The sequence below is a fragment of the Pseudomonas peradeniyensis genome (assembly GCF_014268935.2).
Lineage (GTDB): Bacteria > Pseudomonadota > Gammaproteobacteria > Pseudomonadales > Pseudomonadaceae > Aquipseudomonas > Aquipseudomonas peradeniyensis.
On sequence record NZ_JABWRJ020000001.1, the window covers coordinates 1,856,191 to 1,872,948 of the forward strand.

A 16,758-nucleotide genomic window follows, 5' to 3' on the forward strand; every position below is an offset into this window, starting at 1 on the left:
CGCCGCTCTGTCATGCTGGCCTGCCCTGTCGATTCGTTGTCGTTCCCATGTCCAGTCCACCGCTCGCCCGCCACGCCTTCCTCCACGGCGCCATCGCCATCCTGCCGCTGTCCCTGGCCGTCGCGCCCTGGGGCCTGCTGGCCGGCTCCATGGCCATCGAGGCTAACCTCAGCGCCTGGCAAGGCCAGGGCCTGTCGGCCATCGTCTTCGCCGGCGCCGCGCAACTGGTGGCCATCGGCATGCTCAAGGGTGGTGCCAACCTGCTGTCGATCCTGCTCACCACCCTGCTGCTGACCTCGCAGCACTTGCTCTACGGGCTGTCCATGCGCCCGGTGATGTCCGGCTTGCCGACCCGCTGGCGCCTGGGCCTGGGCTTTCTGCTCACCGACGAATTCTTCGCCCTGACCAGCCACCACGACCAGCAGCAGTTCAACCGCTGGTACGCCCTGGGGGTCGGCCTGACCTTCTATGTGGCGTGGAACCTGTTCACCCTGGCCGGCATCGTCCTCGGCCAGAACATCCCGCACCTGGACCAACTGGGCCTGGACTTCTCCATCGTCGCCACCTTCGTCGCACTGATCGCGCCGCTGGTGCGCAACCTGCCGACCGTGGTGTGCGTGGCGGTGTCGCTGTTCTGCTCGGTGCTGTTCAGCTACTGGCACTGGGAAACCGCCCTGGTGGTGGCAGGCCTGCTGGGCATGGCCGCTGGCTTTATCTGCCAGAAATTTTCCGGAGGTCGTTCATGATCTGGCTGCTGATCGTCGCCATGGGCGCGGTGGTGTTCCTCAACCGCTACGCCTTCCTCGAACCACGCCTGCCGCTGCGCCTGAGCTCCAATGCGCGGCAGTTCCTCGGTTTCGCCGTGCCCGGCATGCTCACCGCGATCTGCGGGCCGATCATCTTCCTGCCCGGCCACCAGCTCGAGCTGAGCCCGCTGAACCCTTACCTGCTCGGTTCGCTGGTAGCGATCGCCCTGGTGCTGTTGACCCGCAGCGTGTTGCTGAGCATGCTGGCGAGCATGCTGATCTTCTTCCTCCTGCGCAGCTGGCTGGCATGACCACGCCCCTGCGCGAACAGGCCCACCTGTGGCAGGCGCCCGCCCTCGGCGACGTCGAGATGCTGCACGCCCGCTACATCCAGCAACGCTTCGCCCCGCATGTGCACGAAGGCTATGTGTTCACCGTGATCGAATCCGGCGCCCAGCGTTTCTGGCACCGCGGCAGCGAGCACCTGGCGCCGGTGGGCAGCATGGTGCTGATCAATCCCGACGAGCTGCACACCGGTGCTACCGCCCACGAGGCCGGCTGGCGCTACCGTGGTTTCTACCCCGAGCACGAGCGGGTCACCGGCGTGCTCGACGAACTGGAGCTGGGCCGCCACGGCCTGCCGCGGTTCAAGGACAGCGTGATCCAGGACCCGGCCCTGGCCGCCGCGTTCAGCCAGCTGCACCAGTTGTCCGAGTCCTGCGCCAGCGCCCTGGAGCAACAGACCGCCTGGCGTCAGGCGGTGCTGGCGCTGGTGCAGCGCCACGGCCACTGCGCCGAGCCCGCCGCCCCTGGCAACGAGCCGCTGGCCGTGGCCCGCGCCCGTGAGCTGCTGGAGAGCCAACTGGCCGAGCCGCCCTCACTGGAAGCCCTGGCGGCGGCGGTGAACCTGTCGCCGTTCCATTTCGCCCGGGTGTTCCGCCAGGCCACCGGCCTGCCGCCCCACGCCTGGCTCAAGCAGCGCCGCCTGGCCCGCGCCCGGGAGCTGCTGCGCAGCGGCCTGCCGGCACTGGAAGTTGCCTTTGTCCTGGGCTTCGCTGACCAGAGCCACCTCAGCCGCCAGTTCAAGCAGGCCTATGGCGTTACCCCGGGGGCCTATCGCCAGGCCTGTCTGGGCCTGTAGCCGCGCCACGGTTCCAGGCGCCTGGCGTGGTGCCGGTCATGCCGCGAAAGAACGCGATAAAGGCGCTGTCGGTGGCGAACCCCAGGTCGTCGGCGATAGCGCCCAGCGGCCGCTGCAAAGCCAGCTGCTCCATTGCCCGCAGCAACCGCCACTGCTGGCGCCATTGCTGATAGGACATGCCGGTATCCCGGCGCAGCAGGCGGCTGATGGTCTTCTCGCTGGCGCCGACCTGTTGCGCCAGTTCACCCAGCGCCGGCGGCAGGCGCTCGAGCCGCGCGACCAACCCGGCCAGGCGACGATCGCCGGGCAATGGCAGGAACATCGGCTGGTGAGGTGCCAGGCGCAACTCACCCAGGCACAACGCCAGCAAATGCGTTTGGTCGCCTCGGTCCCAGGCCGTGTCGAACGGCGCTTGGGCGATGCGCTCGAGCAGTTCGCGCAGCAACGGGTTGACGCTGATGATCGTCACCTCCGCCGGCAACCCCTCGCTGAGCACGGCACTGAAGTACAGCGAGCGATAATCCACCGTCTCGCGCATGCGCGCCCGATGCTCCAGCCCCGCCGGAATCCATGCCGCCTGGGTTGGCGGCAGCAGGCACAGGCGCCCGGGGGTCTGGATGCGCACGCAGCCCTGGCGGGTGAACAGCACCTGGCCGCGGCCATGCCGGTGGCGCCCGGAGTCGTGGTCGCCCAGGGCCGAGCAGATGCCCAATACCGGCGCATCGAGAGCATCAGGGTCGAAGTGGGCGTCGGGGGCTAACCAGGCCATAACTGTGATTGTCCGATTTCAACGATAGATCAGCACAATTGCGATAATAGCCCACGATATAACGTCCCTACCATGAACACCCGTTTGTACTGCAAGGTGTTCAATCTCATGCTTTCCCGTACCTGGCTGGCCCTGGCGACCGCCCTGCTGATGTTTCCTCAGGTTGCCGAAACCCTCTACAGCCCTGCCCTGGTCTCCTTGGCCGAAGCATTCGCCGTCAGCCCTGCCCAGGCTTCGCTGACCCTGTCGCTGTACTTCGTCGCCTTTGCCGTCGGCGTGCTGGCCTGGGGGCGTGCCTGCGACCTGTGGGGGCGGCGCCCGGCCATGCTTGCCGGCCTGTTGCTCTACACCGGCGCGGCGCTGGCGGCATTGCTGGCGGTCGACTTCAGCCAACTGCTGCTGGCGCGGATCGTGGCGGCCTTCGCCGCAGCGGTGGGCTCCGTGGTCACCCAGACCGTCCTGCGCGATCGCCACGCCGGCCCTGAACTGGCCCGGGTGTTCTCGTTGATCGGCGTATGCCTGGCGCTCAGCCCGGCGCTGGGGCTGGTCAGCGGCGCCTGGCTGGAGCGGCTGTTCGGCTATCACGGTGTGCTCGCCGGCCAGCTGCTGATGGCCGCGCTGTTGCTCGCCTGGAGCTGGCGCGGCCTGCCCGAGACGCGCCCCGCCGCGCAGGCGACGCCCGCGCTCGGCCGGGTGCTGCGGCGCCTGCTGCGTGACCGTCGCGTGCTGCTGGCCAGCGCCCTGGTGGCGGTGTTCAACATCAGCGTGTTCAGCTGGTACAGCCTGGCGCCGTTTGTTTTCGAGCGCCTCGGCGCCAGCCCGTGGATGGGCTACTCAGGCGCGGCGCTGGCGCTCGGCTCGCTGCTGGGCGCGCGTCTCAATGCATGGTTGCTGCAACGCGGGGTGGCCATGGCGCGCCTGCTGCGCCTGGCGTGCCTGCTCGACCTGCTGGCAGCGCTGGCACTGCTGGGGATGGGCGACAGCCTGTGGACGGTGCTGGCCATGGCCCTGGTGATGTTCGCCTTCGCCATGGCGATTCCGCTGGTGCTGGGCTCGGCGCTGGTCGACTACGCCGACTGCCGTGGCACGGCGGGTGCGTTGTTCGGCCTGTTCTACTACCTGCAGATCGGCGTGGGACTGCTGCTGGCGGGCACTTGCCAGACCCTCGGGGCGACGCTGTTCGCCTGTGCCCTGGCGGCCTGGTTGCTGGCCATCGGCTACGAGCGGCCTGGCCGGGCGCTGCTACACTCAAGGGGCTGAATGGAGGATCGCGTCATGTCCGAACGAGAAATCACCACGCTCCTGTCGCTGATGAGCCAGCGCCAGGCCTGCCTGAGCAGCGCCTGCAAGGAGATCGCCGACTGGATCGACCGCCAGGGCGATGTGCCTGCCGCCGGCAAGATCCGCGCCAGCCTCAAGGCGCTGGAGGCCGAGGACGCGCAGGTGCGCAAGACCCTGACTTCGCTGAACATCGAGCGGCCGCTGCCACGTTTTCGTAGCTGACCGCCGAAAAGCATCGCGGGTCAAGCCCGCTCCCACCGATCGCGTGGGAGCGGGCTTGACCCGCGACAGTGGCCGTATCAGTGGTTCATGTGCATATGGTCATGCCCGCCGCCAGCCTCGGCGTTGAGCGCGCGCACCGGCGCCTGCACCTGCAGGGTTTCCTTGACGCCCTTGGCATCTTCGATGGTCAGGGTCAGCGGCACCTGCTCGCCTTCCTTCACTTGCTGGTTCAGGCCCATCAGCATCACGTGGTAGCCGTTCGGGTCCAGCTTCACCGCCTTGCCCGCCGGCAACTCGACTGACTTCACCTCACGCATGCCCATCACATCGCCGTTCATGGTCATCTCGTGCACCTGCACGGTCTTGGCCACGGGCGAAGCAACGCTCACCAGCTTGCTGTCGCTGCTGGCGGTCAGGGTCATGAAGGCACCGGTCGACTGCTGGTGCGGCACGCTGGCGCGGACCCAGGCGTCGCTCACGGTGGTCTGGGCGAACGCCGGCAGGGTCATGCCCAGCAGGGCCAGGGCGGCCAGGCCGCGTTTGATCGGTTGCATCGACATTCAGCAGATCTCCATCAGGGTGACCAGGTCTTCGGCGCATTCCTTGGCATTCAGGGAATGGCCCAGGCTCAGGCGCAGGGTGCCACGTGTATCGTAGACGTAGCTGGTGGACGAGTGAGAGATGGTATAGGTGTCGCCGGCCGGGACCTTTTCGTAGAACACCTTGAACTCCCGGGCCACCTCGGCGATTTCCTCGGGGGTGCCGGTCAGGGCGACGATCGACGGGTCGAAGGCCTTGGCGTAGGCGTCGAGCACCTCGGGGGTGTCGCGTTCCGGGTCCAGGGTGATGAACACCGGCTGGAACAGCTCGCGGTCACGACCCCTGAGGATCTTCCTGATCTGGACGATCCGCGCCAGCGCGGTCGGGCAGACTGCCGGGCACTGGGTAAAGCCGAAGAAGATCATCGGCATCGAGCCGTAGAAGCTCGACAGGGTGCGCTCGTTGCCTTGAGTGTCCTTGAGCTTGAATTTGCGCCCGAGGATCTCGTTGCTCATGTTCTTGCCGTACTTGAAGTCCAGGCCCCGGGCCGGGTTGCAACCCGCCAGCAGGCCAAGCCCCAGTACGCCCATCCCGGCGACAACCGCGCGCCGGGTCAACAGATCATTCATGGAACCATCCTTTACAGGGAAGGTGCCGACCCCTGGGATGGGCCGGCCAGAAAACCGGGGCATTCTGTCACGCTCCCCCCGCACCATCCACCCGACATCCGGCCAATCGGGCTGCAGCCCTTTGTTTACGGGGCGCGACCGGTTGTCGCAGGGGTTGAATCCGTAACACTTTGTTGCTAGGGATCAATGCGCAAAGCCTGAAAAGCATCGCGGGGCAAGCCCGCTCCCACACCGTGATCCAAGCGGGACCCAGGCGTGGGAGCGGGCTTGCCCCGCGATTGGAAAGCCGCCTTAGTAGTAGGCGTTTTCCTTCTGGCTGTGGTCGGTCACGTCACGCACGCCCTTGAGCTCCGGAATGCGCTCGAGCAGGGTGCGCTCGATGCCTTCCTTCAGCGTCACGTCGGCCTGGCCGCAGCCCTGGCAGCCGCCGCCGAACTGCAGCACGGCGATGCCGTCGTCGACCACGTCCACCAGGCTCACGGCGCCGCCGTGGCTGGCCAGACCCGGGTTGATCTCGGTCTGCAGGTAGTAGTTGATGCGCTCGTTGATCGGGCTGTCTTCGTTGACCATCGGCACCTTGGCGTTCGGCGCCTTGATGGTCAGCTGGCCGCCCATGCGGTCGGTGGCATAGTCGACCAGCGCGTCCTCGAGAAACGGCACGCTGACCGCGTCGAGGTAGGCGGTGAAGCTCTTCAGGCCCACCGGCTGGTCGTCGGGCTTCTCCTCGCCCGGCTTGCAGTAGGCGATGCAGGTCTCGGCGTAGGTGGTACCCGGCTGGGTGATGAAAATACGGATGCCGATGCCAGGCGTGTTCTGCTTGGAGAGCAGATCGGCCAGGTAATCATGGGCGGCGTCGGTAATGGTTATAGCGCTCATGGAAGTTCCTCACAGACTTGCCGGCAGTGTACGCCAACCCGGCCTTCGAACAAAGTCCTAGCATTTGACTCGGGATAGCGCCAGCGCGGGCTCCTGGCCGTCACGCCCCGTGAGTCCGGCCTTGAGCCGCCCATACAGGCCACGCTCCAGCCAGTGGTAGCTGAGCCACGACATTAGTCCGATTGACGGCACGCACAAGGCGAATACCAGGTACGGGTTCAGACGCAGGCGTTCGCTGGCGAACAGGCCGCCGTACAGTACCAAGACATGCACCAGGTAGACCGAATAGGAACAATCGCCCAGCGCCTTGAGCACCCGATTGCCCTTGAAGAAGGGCTCCAGGGCGATGAACGCCAGCACCACCAGGGCGCTGGGCAGGCCCCAGTGCAGCAAGCGCTGGGAGGCATCCAGGTGATACAGCGCATAGCCCGCCACGCCAAGCAGCCCCAGCGGCAGCCACAGGCCCTGGCGAATCAGCCCGCGGCGGTACAGCACGCCCAGGCCGATACCCAGCAGGAACTCATAGACGATGTCGTTGCTGTAGAAGCGACTGAGCACGCCGAGGCGGCCCAGCACCTCGCTGACCAGCAGTAGCGCCGCCGTCACCAGCAGCAGGTGATGGCGCTGGCGCACCAGGAACGCCAGGCCGAACAACAGGTAGAAGAACACCTCGAAGTTCAGCGTCCAGCCGACGTTCAAGGTCGGGTACAGGCCGTAGCCGCCCGGGTTTTCCGCTGGGATGAACAACAGCGACAGCAGCAGGTGCTGCCATTCGAACACCTGGTGCGGCATCCAACGGCTGGCGACCAGCATCAGCGCGGCCATCAGCAGGGTGTAGAACCAGTAGGCGGGCACGATGCGCAGGGCGCGGTTGAGCAGGAACTGAGCGGGCGCGATGTCCTTGTCGCGGGTCGAGAGGTAGATCACCAGGCCACTGATGACGAAGAAGATGTCCACCCCTACCGCACCACGGTCGGCGAGCAGTTGGCCGATAGGGCCGGTGGCATTGAAGTCGAAGAAGATCTGCATGAAATGGTGGCAGACCACCACCCAGGCGGCGAATGCCCGGAGAGCCTGAAGCGAATACAGCATGAAAAACCCTGCGATCGTCGATGCATTGAGGCCCGGCGAGCGCTTCGCGCTCGTTTCGCCGGCAAGCCGGCTCCCACAGGGTTCGCGTACGTCTGTGGGAGCCGGCTTGCCGGCGATGGGCTGCAAAGCAGCCCCAGGGCCTACCCATCGATTCCGACCGCAATAGCGCCGGAAAGGTCAGGCCAACCGATCAGAGGTTCTCGTAGCGGTTCATGTCCAGCACCCCCGCCTCCACCGGCTCGGTCTCCTTGATGTAGCTGTTCAGGTCATGGAAGTAGCGCCAGAACTCGGGATGGCTGCGACGCACGCCCCAGCGCATGACGATGCGCTCGAACTTCGCCGTGTCGTCCCGCGCCGCCTCCATGTCCTCGACGAACTCCGGCACATCGGCCGCCGGGATGTTGAAGATGAAGTTGGGGTAGCTGCTGAGCACGCCCGGGACCAGGGTCAGGGTGTCCAGCCCCGGCTGATAGCGGTAGGCCTCGCCGAGCAGGAACGCCACGTTGCTGTGGGCGCGGTTGCGCAGCAGGCTGTAGACCTGACGCTGGCCGCCCTGCCCCTCGATGCGCAGCATGGTCGCCTCGGGCAGTTGGCCGATCACCTTCAGCCCTGCGGCCGGGCGCGACACCAGGCGGCTCAGCGACTGCTCGACATCGCGCAACTCCTGGGACAGGCCGGGCCGCGAGCAGTAGGCGCCCTGGCAGCGGTTGATCGGGTCGGGCGCCACGTTCAGGCTGCCGGTGCGCTGCAGCAACTGCAGGCCGAAGTCACGCTTGGGGTCGTGCTTGTCCAGCTTCAGCGCGCTCGGCGTGCTGGTGTCGATGTCCTCGTAGTCCATCCACATCTTCACCTTGCCGCTGTTCTGGTACCAGTTGCCGAGGATCTCGCTACGCTTGCCGGCCGGCATCAGGCGCAGGAAGTTGACCTCGGCGCCATTGCGGATCAGGTCGAAGTACAGGCGGGTCTGCAGCTGGTGCGAGACGTTGCCGAACACGTCGAAGTTCACCGCCAGCTGGTAGTAGGTGCGCTCGAACAGCGGGTAGTCGAACAGCCACATCGTCAGCGGCACGTCACCGATCAGGCCCTTGGTCACCGAGGCGCTGTCGAAGTGGCGGAAGATGCTCAGCAGCGCGTTGTCGTTGCCGGCCCACAGGGTCGACCAGCTCGGCGCCGGCTGCTCGGCATAGGCCTCGCGACGCAGCGCCTCGTACTCGTTGCGCTTGTCGCGGTAGGCGTGCCACAGGCTCAGCACGCTGCCGACGTCGTCGATCTGCCCGGGCATCGCCAGCAGCGGCGTGGCCTCGCCCCGGTACTCGGCATCGGTGATGTACAGGTCGTGGGCCGGTTCCTGGAACAGCGCCCAGAAGTTGTCACGAATCACGTCGGTGGCGATCTGCCCGCGGCATACCGGGCCACGAATGAAGGTGCGGACGAAGTACTCGGCGTTGTCCAGCATGAACTGGTAGCGGGCCACCGCCGGGATCGCCTCGAAGGTCTCGAACGGGTTGGCGCGGTGGCGCGGACCGTAGCCGGGCAGCGACGAGGCATGCCAGTCGCCGCTGTAGAACAGCTGCTTGACCCGCTTGAGCTTCTGCGGCCCCATCGGGTAGGTGATGTGGGTCTTGTGGACGATCACGCCCTGCACCGGCATCAGCCGGTAGTAGAAATCGGTGCCCGGCGGGTCGTTGGGACGGCGGGTGGCGATCAGGTCCACCGCCTGGCCGCTCGGCGTGCGCGACCGCACCCACTGGAAGAAGTGTCCGGGCTCACCGCCGACGAAGTGGATGTGCGCCAGGAACAAGTGCTCGTACAGCCAGCGGCCGACCAGCGCCTCGGTCGAACCCGGGCGGTTGAGCAGCTCTTCCCAGTCGGCGATCTGCTTGGCCTCTGCCGCGCTGGGCTGGATCGGCGTCTTCTCGACCGGAGCGCCTGCGGCCAACCAACGCTGCAGGGTCTGGTACTCCTGGTCGGTCAGGCCGGTGACCGCCAGCGGCATGCCCTCTTTGGGGTGGGCGCCGGCGTAGGCGTCGAACTCGTGGGGCAACGGGCACATGTTGTTGCGGTTGAGCCCCAGGACGATCTCCTCGGGCAGTTTGGCATTGGGCGTGAGCGGGGTCTTGTGACCCAGCTCGAGCATGCGCGCCATCAGCGCCGCCTGGCTGCCCTGCTTGTCCAGCACCGAGTAGAAGCCCTGCTTGCGCCAGCCGGCTTCGTCGCGGGCGTCGTAGAACAGCCGCGTGGTGGGCACCGCCTGGCTGCGCTCGCCCTGGTAGACCGGCACCTTGGAAGCGCCGCGCTCGGCGCCCTCGGCGCTGCCCAGGTTGAGCTGGCAGGCAGCATCGTTGCAGGCGTGGCAGGCCACGCACTTCTCGGTGAAGATCGGTTGGATATCCCGGGTGTATGAAATCGTCGGGCTCGCTTGGGGGGCCTGCCCGAACGCCGCGCCACTGATGAGCAAGGCGAAGGCGCTGGCAAATATGCGATGCAGCATGTGCCGAATGTCCTGGTTACTTGAAGCCATCACGATGTGCCTGGCGGGTCCTGAGGTGTTGGGGCGCGCACCAACATGAAGGAAATTCATGCAAATGGGCAGTACGCCTAAAATCCGTGCAGCTTTGTTATTATTCGGCACCTTCTGATATTCGCCCGACCAGGTAGTTCCTATGTCCGACCGCAGCGCTCGTTACCAAGCACTCCAGAAAGCACTCAAAGAGCGCATCCTGATCCTCGACGGCGGCATGGGTACTATGATCCAGAGTTACCGCCTCGAGGAACACGACTATCGTGGCACGCGCTTCGCCGATTGGCCAAGCGATGTCAAAGGCAACAACGACCTGCTGCTGCTCAGCCGCCCGGATGTCATCGCCGCGATCGAGAAAGCCTACCTGGACGCCGGCGCCGATATCCTCGAGACCAACACCTTCAACGCCACGCAGATTTCCCAGGCCGACTATGGAATGGAAGCGCTGGTCTACGAGCTCAACGTCGAGGGCGCGCGCGTTGCCCGCCAGGTGGCCGACGCCAAGACCCTCGAGACCCCGGACAAGCCGCGCTTCGTCGCCGGCGTGCTCGGCCCGACCAGCCGCACCTGCTCGATCTCCCCCGACGTCAACGACCCGGGCTATCGCAACGTCACCTTCGACGAACTGGTGGAAAACTACATCGAGGCCACCCGTGGCCTGATCGAGGGCGGCGCCGACCTGATCCTGATCGAGACCATCTTCGACACCCTCAACGCCAAGGCGGCGATCTTCGCCGTGCAGCAGGTGTTCGAGGAGGACGACGTCGAACTGCCGATCATGATCTCCGGCACCATCACCGACGCCTCCGGCCGCACCCTGTCGGGCCAGACCACCGAAGCCTTCTGGAACTCGGTGCGCCACGCCAAGCCGATCTCCGTCGGCCTGAACTGCGCCCTTGGCGCCAAGGACCTGCGCCCGTACCTGGAAGAACTGGCGACCAAGGCCGACACCCATGTGTCCGCCCACCCCAACGCCGGCCTGCCCAACGCCTTCGGCGAGTACGACGAGACCCCGGCGGAGATGGCCGCGGTGGTCGAGGAGTTCGCCGCCAGCGGCTTCCTCAACATCATCGGCGGTTGCTGCGGCACCACCCCGCCGCACATCCAGGCCATCGCCGAGGCGGTCGCCAAGTACAAGCCGCGTGCGATTCCGGACATCCCCAAGGCCTGCCGCCTGTCGGGCCTGGAGCCGTTCACCATCGATCGCCAGTCGCTGTTCGTCAACGTCGGCGAGCGCACCAACATCACCGGTTCCGCCAAGTTCGCCCGGCTGATCCGCGAGGAGAACTACACCGAGGCCCTGGAAGTCGCCCTGCAGCAGGTCGAGGCCGGCGCCCAGGTGATCGACATCAACATGGACGAAGGGATGCTCGACTCCCAGGCCGCCATGGTGCGCTTCCTCAACCTGATCGCCGGCGAGCCGGACATCTCCCGGGTGCCGATCATGATCGACTCCTCCAAGTGGGAGGTGATCGAGGCGGGCCTTAAGTGCATCCAGGGCAAGGGCATCGTCAACTCGATCTCGATGAAGGAAGGCGTCGAGCAGTTCAAACACCATGCCCGCCTGTGCAAGCGCTACGGCGCGGCCGTGGTGGTGATGGCCTTCGACGAGGTCGGCCAGGCCGACACCGCCGCGCGCAAGCGCGAGATCTGCCAGCGCAGCTACGACATCCTGGTCAACGAGGTGGGCTTCCCGCCGGAAGACATCATCTTCGACCCGAACATCTTCGCCGTCGCCACCGGCATCGAGGAGCACAACAACTACGCCGTCGACTTCATCGAGGCCTGCGCCTACATCCGTGACCACCTGCCCTACGCCCTGAGCTCGGGCGGCGTGTCCAACGTGTCGTTCTCGTTCCGCGGCAACAACCCGGTGCGCGAGGCGATCCACTCGGTGTTCCTCTACCACGCGATCCAGAACGGCCTGACCATGGGCATCGTCAACGCCGGCCAGCTGGAGATCTACGACGAGATCCCCGCCGCCCTGCGCGAGAAGGTCGAGGACGTGGTGCTCAACCGCACCCCGCACGGTACCGACGCCCTGCTGGCGATTGCCGACGACTACAAGGGCGGCGGCGCCACCAAGGAAGTCGAGAACGAAGAATGGCGCTCGATGCCGGTGGACAAGCGCCTCGAACATGCGCTGGTCAAGGGCATCACCGCCTACATCGTCGAAGACACCGAAGAGTGCCGCCAGCAGTCGGCGCGCCCGATCGAAGTCATCGAAGGCCCGCTGATGAGCGGCATGAACGTGGTCGGCGACCTGTTCGGCGCCGGCAAGATGTTCCTGCCCCAGGTGGTGAAATCCGCCCGCGTGATGAAACAGGCCGTGGCTCACCTCATTCCGTTCATCGAGGAAGAGAAAGGCGACAAGCCCGAGGCCAAGGGCAAGATCCTCATGGCCACGGTCAAGGGCGACGTGCACGACATCGGCAAGAACATCGTCGGCGTGGTGCTCGGTTGCAACGGCTATGACATTGTCGACATGGGCGTGATGGTCCCGGCCGAGAAGATCCTGCAGACCGCCCGTGAGCAGAAATGCGACATCATCGGCCTGTCCGGCCTGATCACCCCGTCGCTGGACGAAATGGTTCACGTCGCCCGCGAGATGCAGCGCCAGGACTTCCACCTGCCGCTGATGATCGGTGGCGCCACCACCTCCAAGGCGCACACGGCGGTGAAGATCGAGCCGAAGTACTCCAACGACGCCGTGGTCTATGTCACCGACGCCTCGCGCGCGGTGGGCGTGGCCACCCAGCTGCTGTCCAAGGAGCTCAAGAGCGGCTTCGTCGAGAAGACCCGTCAGGAATACGTCGAGGTGCGCGAGCGCACCGCCAACCGCAGCGCCCGCACCGAGCGCCTGAGCTACGCCCAGGCCATCGCCGCCAAGCCGCAGTACGACTGGGCCGCCTACCAAGCCGCGGTGCCCGCCTTCACCGGCGTCAAGGTGCTGGAGGACATCGACCTGCGCACCCTGGCCGAGTACATCGACTGGACGCCGTTCTTCATCTCCTGGGACCTGGCCGGCAAGTTCCCGCGCATCCTCACCGACGAAGTGGTCGGCGAGGCCGCCACGGCGCTGTACAAGGACGCCCGCGAGATGCTCGACAAGCTGATCGACGAAAAGCTGATCAGCGCCCGCGCGGTGTTCGGCTTCTGGCCGGCCAACCAGGTCGAACACGACGACATCGAAGTGTACGGCGACAACGGTGAAACCCTGGCGACCCTGCACCACCTGCGCCAGCAGACCATCAAGCCCGACGGCAAGCCGAACTGGTCGCTGGCCGACTTCGTCGCGCCGAAGGACAGCGGCGTGACCGACTATGTCGGCGGCTTCATTACCACCGCTGGCATCGGCGCCGAGGAAGTGGCCAAGGCCTACCAGGACAAGGGCGACGACTACAGCTCGATCATGGTCAAGGCCCTGGCCGACCGCCTGGCCGAAGCCTGCGCCGAGTGGCTGCACGAGCAGGTGCGCAAGGAACACTGGGGTTACGCCAAGGACGAGCACCTGGACAACGAGGCGCTGATCAAGGAGCAGTACAGCGGCATTCGCCCGGCACCTGGCTACCCGGCCTGCCCGGACCACACCGAGAAGGAAACCCTGTTCCGCCTGCTCGACGGCACCGCCATCGGCGAGACCGGCCCGAGCGGCGTGTTCCTCACCGAGCACTTCGCCATGTTCCCGGCGGCGGCGGTCAGCGGTTGGTACTTCGCCCACCCGCAGGCGCAGTACTTCGCCGTGGGCAAGGTGGACAAGGACCAGATCGAACAGTACAGCGCCCGCAAGGGCCAGGACATCAGCGTCAGCGAGCGCTGGCTGGCGCCGAACCTGGGCTACGAGGGCTGAGTCCAGCCCTGCGTTGCCCCCTGTGTAGGAGCGGCCTTGCGCCGCGAAAGGGCCGCAAAACGGCCCCAGCGATCTTTAGATTCTGGGGCTGCTATGCAGCCCTTTCGCGGCGCAAGGCCGCTCCTACACACAGGGCACGCGTGAACCTCCCGACACATGCACAAGGACCCCCGCATGTCCCGCAGAATCCTGGTGATCGGCGCCTACGGCAACTTCGGCCGGATCATCTGCCGCCACCTGCAGCAGATGCCCGCCGTGCAACTGGTGATCGCCGGCCGTAACGCCAACAGCCTCGCCCGACTGGCCACCCAACTCAGCGGCAGCGAAAGCTGGTGCGGCGACGCCATGGCCCCCGGCTTTGCCGACGCACTGCGCGCACTGCGCATCGACTGGGTGATCCACACCGGCGGCCCCTTCCAGGGCCAGCCCTACCGCGTGGCCGAAGCCTGCATCGAGGCGGGCGCCAGCTATTGCGACCTCTCCGACTGCCGGGTGTTCGTCAACGGCATCGAGCGCCTGGACGCCCGCGCCCGCCAGGCCAATGTCGCGCTGCTTAGCGGCTGCAGCTCGGTGCCCAGCCTGTCGTCGGCGATCCTCGACGAACAGCGCCATCACTTCAGCCGCATCGAGCGCATCGAGCACGGCATTTCCTCCTCGGCGAAGATGCCCGGCCTGTCCACCATCGAAGGCGTGCTGGCCTACGCCGGGCGGCCGATCCGCCAGTGGCGCGACGGACGCCCGCACGCCGTGGACGGCTGGCTCGGCCTGCAGCTGCGCCACCTGCCCGGCCTGGGCTGGCGCCTGCTGAACAACGTCGATGTACCGGACATGGACATCTTCGCCGAGCGCTACGGCGCCCAGGACCTGGCGTTCAAGGCCGGCTCCGGGCTCATGGCCGGCGGCCTGGCCAATGCCGCGCTGGCGTTGCTGGTCAAGTACGGCCTGGTGCGCGACCCGCTGCCCTGGGCGCGGCGCCTGCATCGCCTGGGCGGCCATTTCGAGCGTTTTGGCGATGGCATGAGTGCGATGTACCTGGATGTCCGCGGGCTGGACATGCAGGGCCAGCCACTGCGCCTGCAGGCCCAGGTCAGCGCCAGTGACGACAAGGGCCCGGAAATCCCCAGCTGCGCGGCGGTGGCGCTGATGACCAGGGTGATCGAGGGCCACACCCCGCCCCCGGGCGCCCGCCCCTGCGTCGGCGAGATCAGTGTCGAGCAGTACCTGGCGGCCATCGGCGAACCCGACAAGGTGCGCTACAGCGTCAGCTTCCAGCACGGGCGAGGCTGAAATGAGCTACCTGCTGCTCAAGTACCTACATGTGATCGCCGCGGTGTTCCTGTTCGGTTTCGGCATGGGCTCGTACCTGTACCTGATCGCCGCGAACCGCAGCCGCGACCCACGGGTGATCGCCGCCGTGGCCAGGATGGTGGTGCGCTTCGATGCCTGGATCACCACGCCCGCCGGGGTCCTGCAGTTGCTGACCGGCTACGCCATGGTCAGCATGAGCGGCATGCCGTGGTCCACGGACTGGCTGCAGGGCGCGCTGCTGATCTTCTTCACGGTGGGCGCCCTGTGGCTGCCGGTGCTGCTGTTGCAGACACGCATGCAGCGCCTCGCCGCCCAGGCCGTCGAGCATGGCACCGCGCTGGGTGAGGACTATCAGCGGCTGTACCGCCCCTGGCTGTGGATGGGGGTCGCGGGGTTTGCCGGTATGTTCCTGATCGTGCTGGTGATGATCACCAAGCAGGCACCGTGGCAATGGCTTTGATCCAGGCAAGAAAAAAATTCTAAATACATAGCAAAAAAGAATAGAATTTTTTTCGAAAATCGCCCTGGAACGGGGAAAAGGAAAAACATTCATATCGGCAATTGCCTAGGATGGTGTCCATGGATGCCGACAGGCGGCGTCCACGCACGGACCCGCCCGCGATCATGCCCAGCACCCCGCTCTACTTCGATTACGCCGCCACCACTCCGGTCGATGACCGGGTCATTGCCGCCATGCTCACCTGCCTGGGCCGCGAAACCAACTTCGGCAATCCCGCTTCCAGCGGCCACTTCCATGGCCAGGCCGCCCGCGAGGCCGTCGAACAGGCCCGCCGCCAGGTGGCCGAGCAGGTCGGCGCCCAACCCGACGATCTGGTCTGGACCTCCGGCGCCACCGAATCCAACAACCTGGCGCTCAAGGGCATCGCCCAGGGCTTCGCCCAGCCGGGCCACCTGCTGACCAGCCAGCTCGAACACAAGGCCATCCTCGACACCGCCGCCGAACTGGAGCGCCAGGGCTGGACGGTGACCCGCCTGGCGCCCGACGCCCATGGCCTGATCCAGGCCGAGGCCGTGCAGGCCGCGCTGCGTCCGGACACGCGCCTGGTGTCGCTGATGGCGGTGAACAACGAACTGGGCACCGTGACCGACTTCGCCCGCATCGGCGAGCTGGTCCGCGACCATGGCGCCCTGCTGCATGTCGACGCGGCGCAGGCGGTGGGCAAGGTCCGCATCGACCTGGCGCACCAAGCCGTCGACCTGATGTCGTTCTCGGCGCACAAGGTCTACGGCCCCAAGGGCATCGGCGCCCTCTATGTCGGCCCCCGCGCCCGCCCTGCCATGCGGGCGCAGATGCACGGCGGCGGCCATGAGCGCGGCCTGCGCTCCGGCACCCTGGCCACCCACCAGATCGTCGGCATGGGCAGCGCCTTCGCCCTGGCCGGCCAGCCCGGCGAGGCGGAGTTCCAGCGCCTGGAGCAGCTCGCCCGGCGCCTGTGCGACGGCCTGCTGGCCCTGCCCGGGGTCACCCTCAACGGCTGCCCGGTACAGCGCATTCCGCACACCCTCAACCTGTGCATCGACGCCAAGGGGTTCAACAGCCTGGCCCTGGCCGGCGAGCTGGCGCTGTCCACCACCTCGGCCTGCAATTCGGCGAGCAACGCCGCGTCCCATGTGCTGCTGGCTCTCGGCCTCGACGAGCGCCAGGCGCGCAACAGCGTACGCCTGAGCCTCGGGCGCTACACCAGCGAGGCGGACGTGGACACGGCGCTGGCGGTGTTCGGCCGGGTGGTCGGGGCGGCGGCGGTAGCGCTCTGGTAGGCCA

Annotated in this window: 15 protein-coding genes; 9 read left to right on the forward strand and 6 right to left on the reverse strand. The window is 66.5% G+C overall.

Features of this window, described 5'->3' with window-relative positions; translation table 11 throughout:
* Positions 1–47 precede the first annotated feature (47 nt).
* Genes HU751_RS08055 through HU751_RS08065 form a run of 3 tightly spaced genes read left to right on the forward strand, consistent with a single transcriptional unit; the run spans position 48 to position 1,887 of the window.
* Positions 48–746 carry an AzlC family ABC transporter permease gene (locus HU751_RS08055; RefSeq protein ID WP_186712331.1) on the forward strand — a complete coding sequence of 233 codons (699 nt, stop codon included), beginning with the start codon at positions 48–50 and terminating at the stop codon, positions 744–746.
* Positions 743–1,057, forward strand: coding sequence for an AzlD domain-containing protein (locus HU751_RS08060; RefSeq protein WP_062574311.1), 315 nt, complete (start codon positions 743–745; stop codon positions 1,055–1,057). The genes HU751_RS08055 and HU751_RS08060 overlap by 4 nt, the downstream gene beginning before the upstream one ends.
* On the forward strand, positions 1,054–1,887 hold the full coding sequence (locus HU751_RS08065; protein WP_186734371.1) for an AraC family transcriptional regulator: 834 nt from the start codon (positions 1,054–1,056) through the stop codon (positions 1,885–1,887). The genes HU751_RS08060 and HU751_RS08065 overlap by 4 nt, the downstream gene beginning before the upstream one ends.
* On the opposite strand, the gene HU751_RS08070 is transcribed toward HU751_RS08065, so the two are convergent.
* Positions 1,847–2,656 carry an AraC family transcriptional regulator gene (locus tag HU751_RS08070; protein WP_186734372.1) on the reverse strand — a complete coding sequence of 270 codons (810 nt, stop codon included), beginning with the start codon at positions 2,654–2,656 and terminating at the stop codon, positions 1,847–1,849. The genes HU751_RS08065 and HU751_RS08070 overlap by 41 nt on opposite strands.
* A 108-nt stretch (positions 2,657–2,764) precedes the next feature.
* Between HU751_RS08070 and HU751_RS08075 the strand changes: the two genes are divergently transcribed.
* Positions 2,765–3,916 (forward strand): MFS transporter, encoded by a 1,152-nt coding sequence (locus HU751_RS08075; RefSeq protein WP_186734404.1) that lies wholly within the window; start codon positions 2,765–2,767, stop codon positions 3,914–3,916.
* Between the two features lie 15 nt (positions 3,917–3,931).
* Positions 3,932–4,159: a hypothetical protein gene (locus tag HU751_RS08080; RefSeq protein WP_023630605.1), complete on the forward strand. Its 228-nt coding sequence runs from the start codon at positions 3,932–3,934 to the stop codon at positions 4,157–4,159.
* 77 nt (positions 4,160–4,236) lie between these two features.
* Here HU751_RS08080 and HU751_RS08085 read toward each other — a convergent pair whose 3' ends face one another.
* The 5 genes from HU751_RS08085 to HU751_RS08105 all read right to left on the reverse strand — a co-directional run bounded on the left by HU751_RS08085 (position 4,237) and on the right by HU751_RS08105 (position 9,787).
* A complete protein-coding gene (locus HU751_RS08085; protein WP_186734373.1) occupies positions 4,237–4,719 on the reverse strand; it encodes a copper chaperone PCu(A)C in 483 nt (160 codons plus the stop codon).
* On the reverse strand, positions 4,720–5,328 hold the full coding sequence (locus HU751_RS08090) for an SCO family protein (RefSeq protein WP_028690719.1): 609 nt from the start codon (positions 5,326–5,328) through the stop codon (positions 4,720–4,722).
* Positions 5,329–5,619: 291 nt separating this feature from the next.
* On the reverse strand, positions 5,620–6,204 hold the full coding sequence (nfuA, locus tag HU751_RS08095; RefSeq protein WP_023630602.1) for a Fe-S biogenesis protein NfuA: 585 nt from the start codon (positions 6,202–6,204) through the stop codon (positions 5,620–5,622).
* A gap of 57 nt (positions 6,205–6,261) precedes the next feature.
* The gene (locus HU751_RS08100) at positions 6,262–7,296 is read right to left on the reverse strand and encodes an acyltransferase family protein (RefSeq protein ID WP_186734374.1); all 1,035 of its coding nucleotides are present in this window, start codon (positions 7,294–7,296) and stop codon (positions 6,262–6,264) included.
* 190 nt (positions 7,297–7,486) lie between these two features.
* Complete coding sequence (locus HU751_RS08105) at positions 7,487–9,787, reverse strand: fatty acid cis/trans isomerase (protein WP_186734375.1); 2,301 nt, start codon at positions 9,785–9,787, stop codon at positions 7,487–7,489.
* Positions 9,788–9,959: 172 nt separating this feature from the next.
* Here HU751_RS08105 and metH point away from each other — a divergent pair, with 172 nt between their 5' ends.
* The 4 genes from metH to HU751_RS08125 all read left to right on the forward strand — a co-directional run bounded on the left by metH (position 9,960) and on the right by HU751_RS08125 (position 16,754).
* A complete protein-coding gene (gene metH, locus HU751_RS08110; protein ID WP_186734376.1) occupies positions 9,960–13,667 on the forward strand; it encodes a methionine synthase in 3,708 nt (1,235 codons plus the stop codon).
* Between the two features lie 174 nt (positions 13,668–13,841).
* Positions 13,842–14,954, forward strand: a complete 1,113-nt coding sequence (locus HU751_RS08115) for a saccharopine dehydrogenase family protein (protein ID WP_186734377.1) — start codon at positions 13,842–13,844, stop codon at positions 14,952–14,954.
* A 1-nt stretch (position 14,955) separates the two neighbouring features.
* Positions 14,956–15,435, forward strand: a complete 480-nt coding sequence (locus HU751_RS08120) for a DUF2269 family protein (RefSeq protein WP_186734378.1) — start codon at positions 14,956–14,958, stop codon at positions 15,433–15,435.
* A gap of 164 nt (positions 15,436–15,599) precedes the next feature.
* Positions 15,600–16,754: a cysteine desulfurase family protein gene (locus tag HU751_RS08125; protein ID WP_186734379.1), complete on the forward strand. Its 1,155-nt coding sequence runs from the start codon at positions 15,600–15,602 to the stop codon at positions 16,752–16,754.
* The last annotated feature ends 4 nt before the right edge of the window (positions 16,755–16,758 follow it).

What these genes read in the sequence shown, in the direction of transcription:
- HU751_RS08105 (WP_186734375.1), bottom strand. Translation starts at nt 9,787, where the DNA reads ATGCTGCATCGCATATTTGCCAGCGCCTTCGCCTTGCTCATCAGTGGC.
- HU751_RS08115 (WP_186734377.1), top strand. Translation starts at nt 13,842, where the DNA reads ATGTCCCGCAGAATCCTGGTGATCGGCGCCTACGGCAACTTCGGCCGG.
- metH (WP_186734376.1), top strand. Translation starts at nt 9,960, where the DNA reads ATGTCCGACCGCAGCGCTCGTTACCAAGCACTCCAGAAAGCACTCAAA.
- HU751_RS08085 (WP_186734373.1), bottom strand. Translation starts at nt 4,719, where the DNA reads ATGTCGATGCAACCGATCAAACGCGGCCTGGCCGCCCTGGCCCTGCTG.
- HU751_RS08055 (WP_186712331.1), top strand. Translation starts at nt 48, where the DNA reads ATGTCCAGTCCACCGCTCGCCCGCCACGCCTTCCTCCACGGCGCCATC.
- HU751_RS08065 (WP_186734371.1), top strand. Translation starts at nt 1,054, where the DNA reads ATGACCACGCCCCTGCGCGAACAGGCCCACCTGTGGCAGGCGCCCGCC.
- HU751_RS08120 (WP_186734378.1), top strand. Translation starts at nt 14,956, where the DNA reads ATGAGCTACCTGCTGCTCAAGTACCTACATGTGATCGCCGCGGTGTTC.
- HU751_RS08100 (WP_186734374.1), bottom strand. Translation starts at nt 7,296, where the DNA reads ATGCTGTATTCGCTTCAGGCTCTCCGGGCATTCGCCGCCTGGGTGGTG.
- HU751_RS08060 (WP_062574311.1), top strand. Translation starts at nt 743, where the DNA reads ATGATCTGGCTGCTGATCGTCGCCATGGGCGCGGTGGTGTTCCTCAAC.
- HU751_RS08070 (WP_186734372.1), bottom strand. Translation starts at nt 2,656, where the DNA reads ATGGCCTGGTTAGCCCCCGACGCCCACTTCGACCCTGATGCTCTCGAT.
- HU751_RS08125 (WP_186734379.1), top strand. Translation starts at nt 15,600, where the DNA reads ATGCCCAGCACCCCGCTCTACTTCGATTACGCCGCCACCACTCCGGTC.
- HU751_RS08080 (WP_023630605.1), top strand. Translation starts at nt 3,932, where the DNA reads ATGTCCGAACGAGAAATCACCACGCTCCTGTCGCTGATGAGCCAGCGC.
- HU751_RS08075 (WP_186734404.1), top strand. Translation starts at nt 2,765, where the DNA reads ATGCTTTCCCGTACCTGGCTGGCCCTGGCGACCGCCCTGCTGATGTTT.
- nfuA (WP_023630602.1), bottom strand. Translation starts at nt 6,204, where the DNA reads ATGAGCGCTATAACCATTACCGACGCCGCCCATGATTACCTGGCCGAT.
- HU751_RS08090 (WP_028690719.1), bottom strand. Translation starts at nt 5,328, where the DNA reads ATGAATGATCTGTTGACCCGGCGCGCGGTTGTCGCCGGGATGGGCGTA.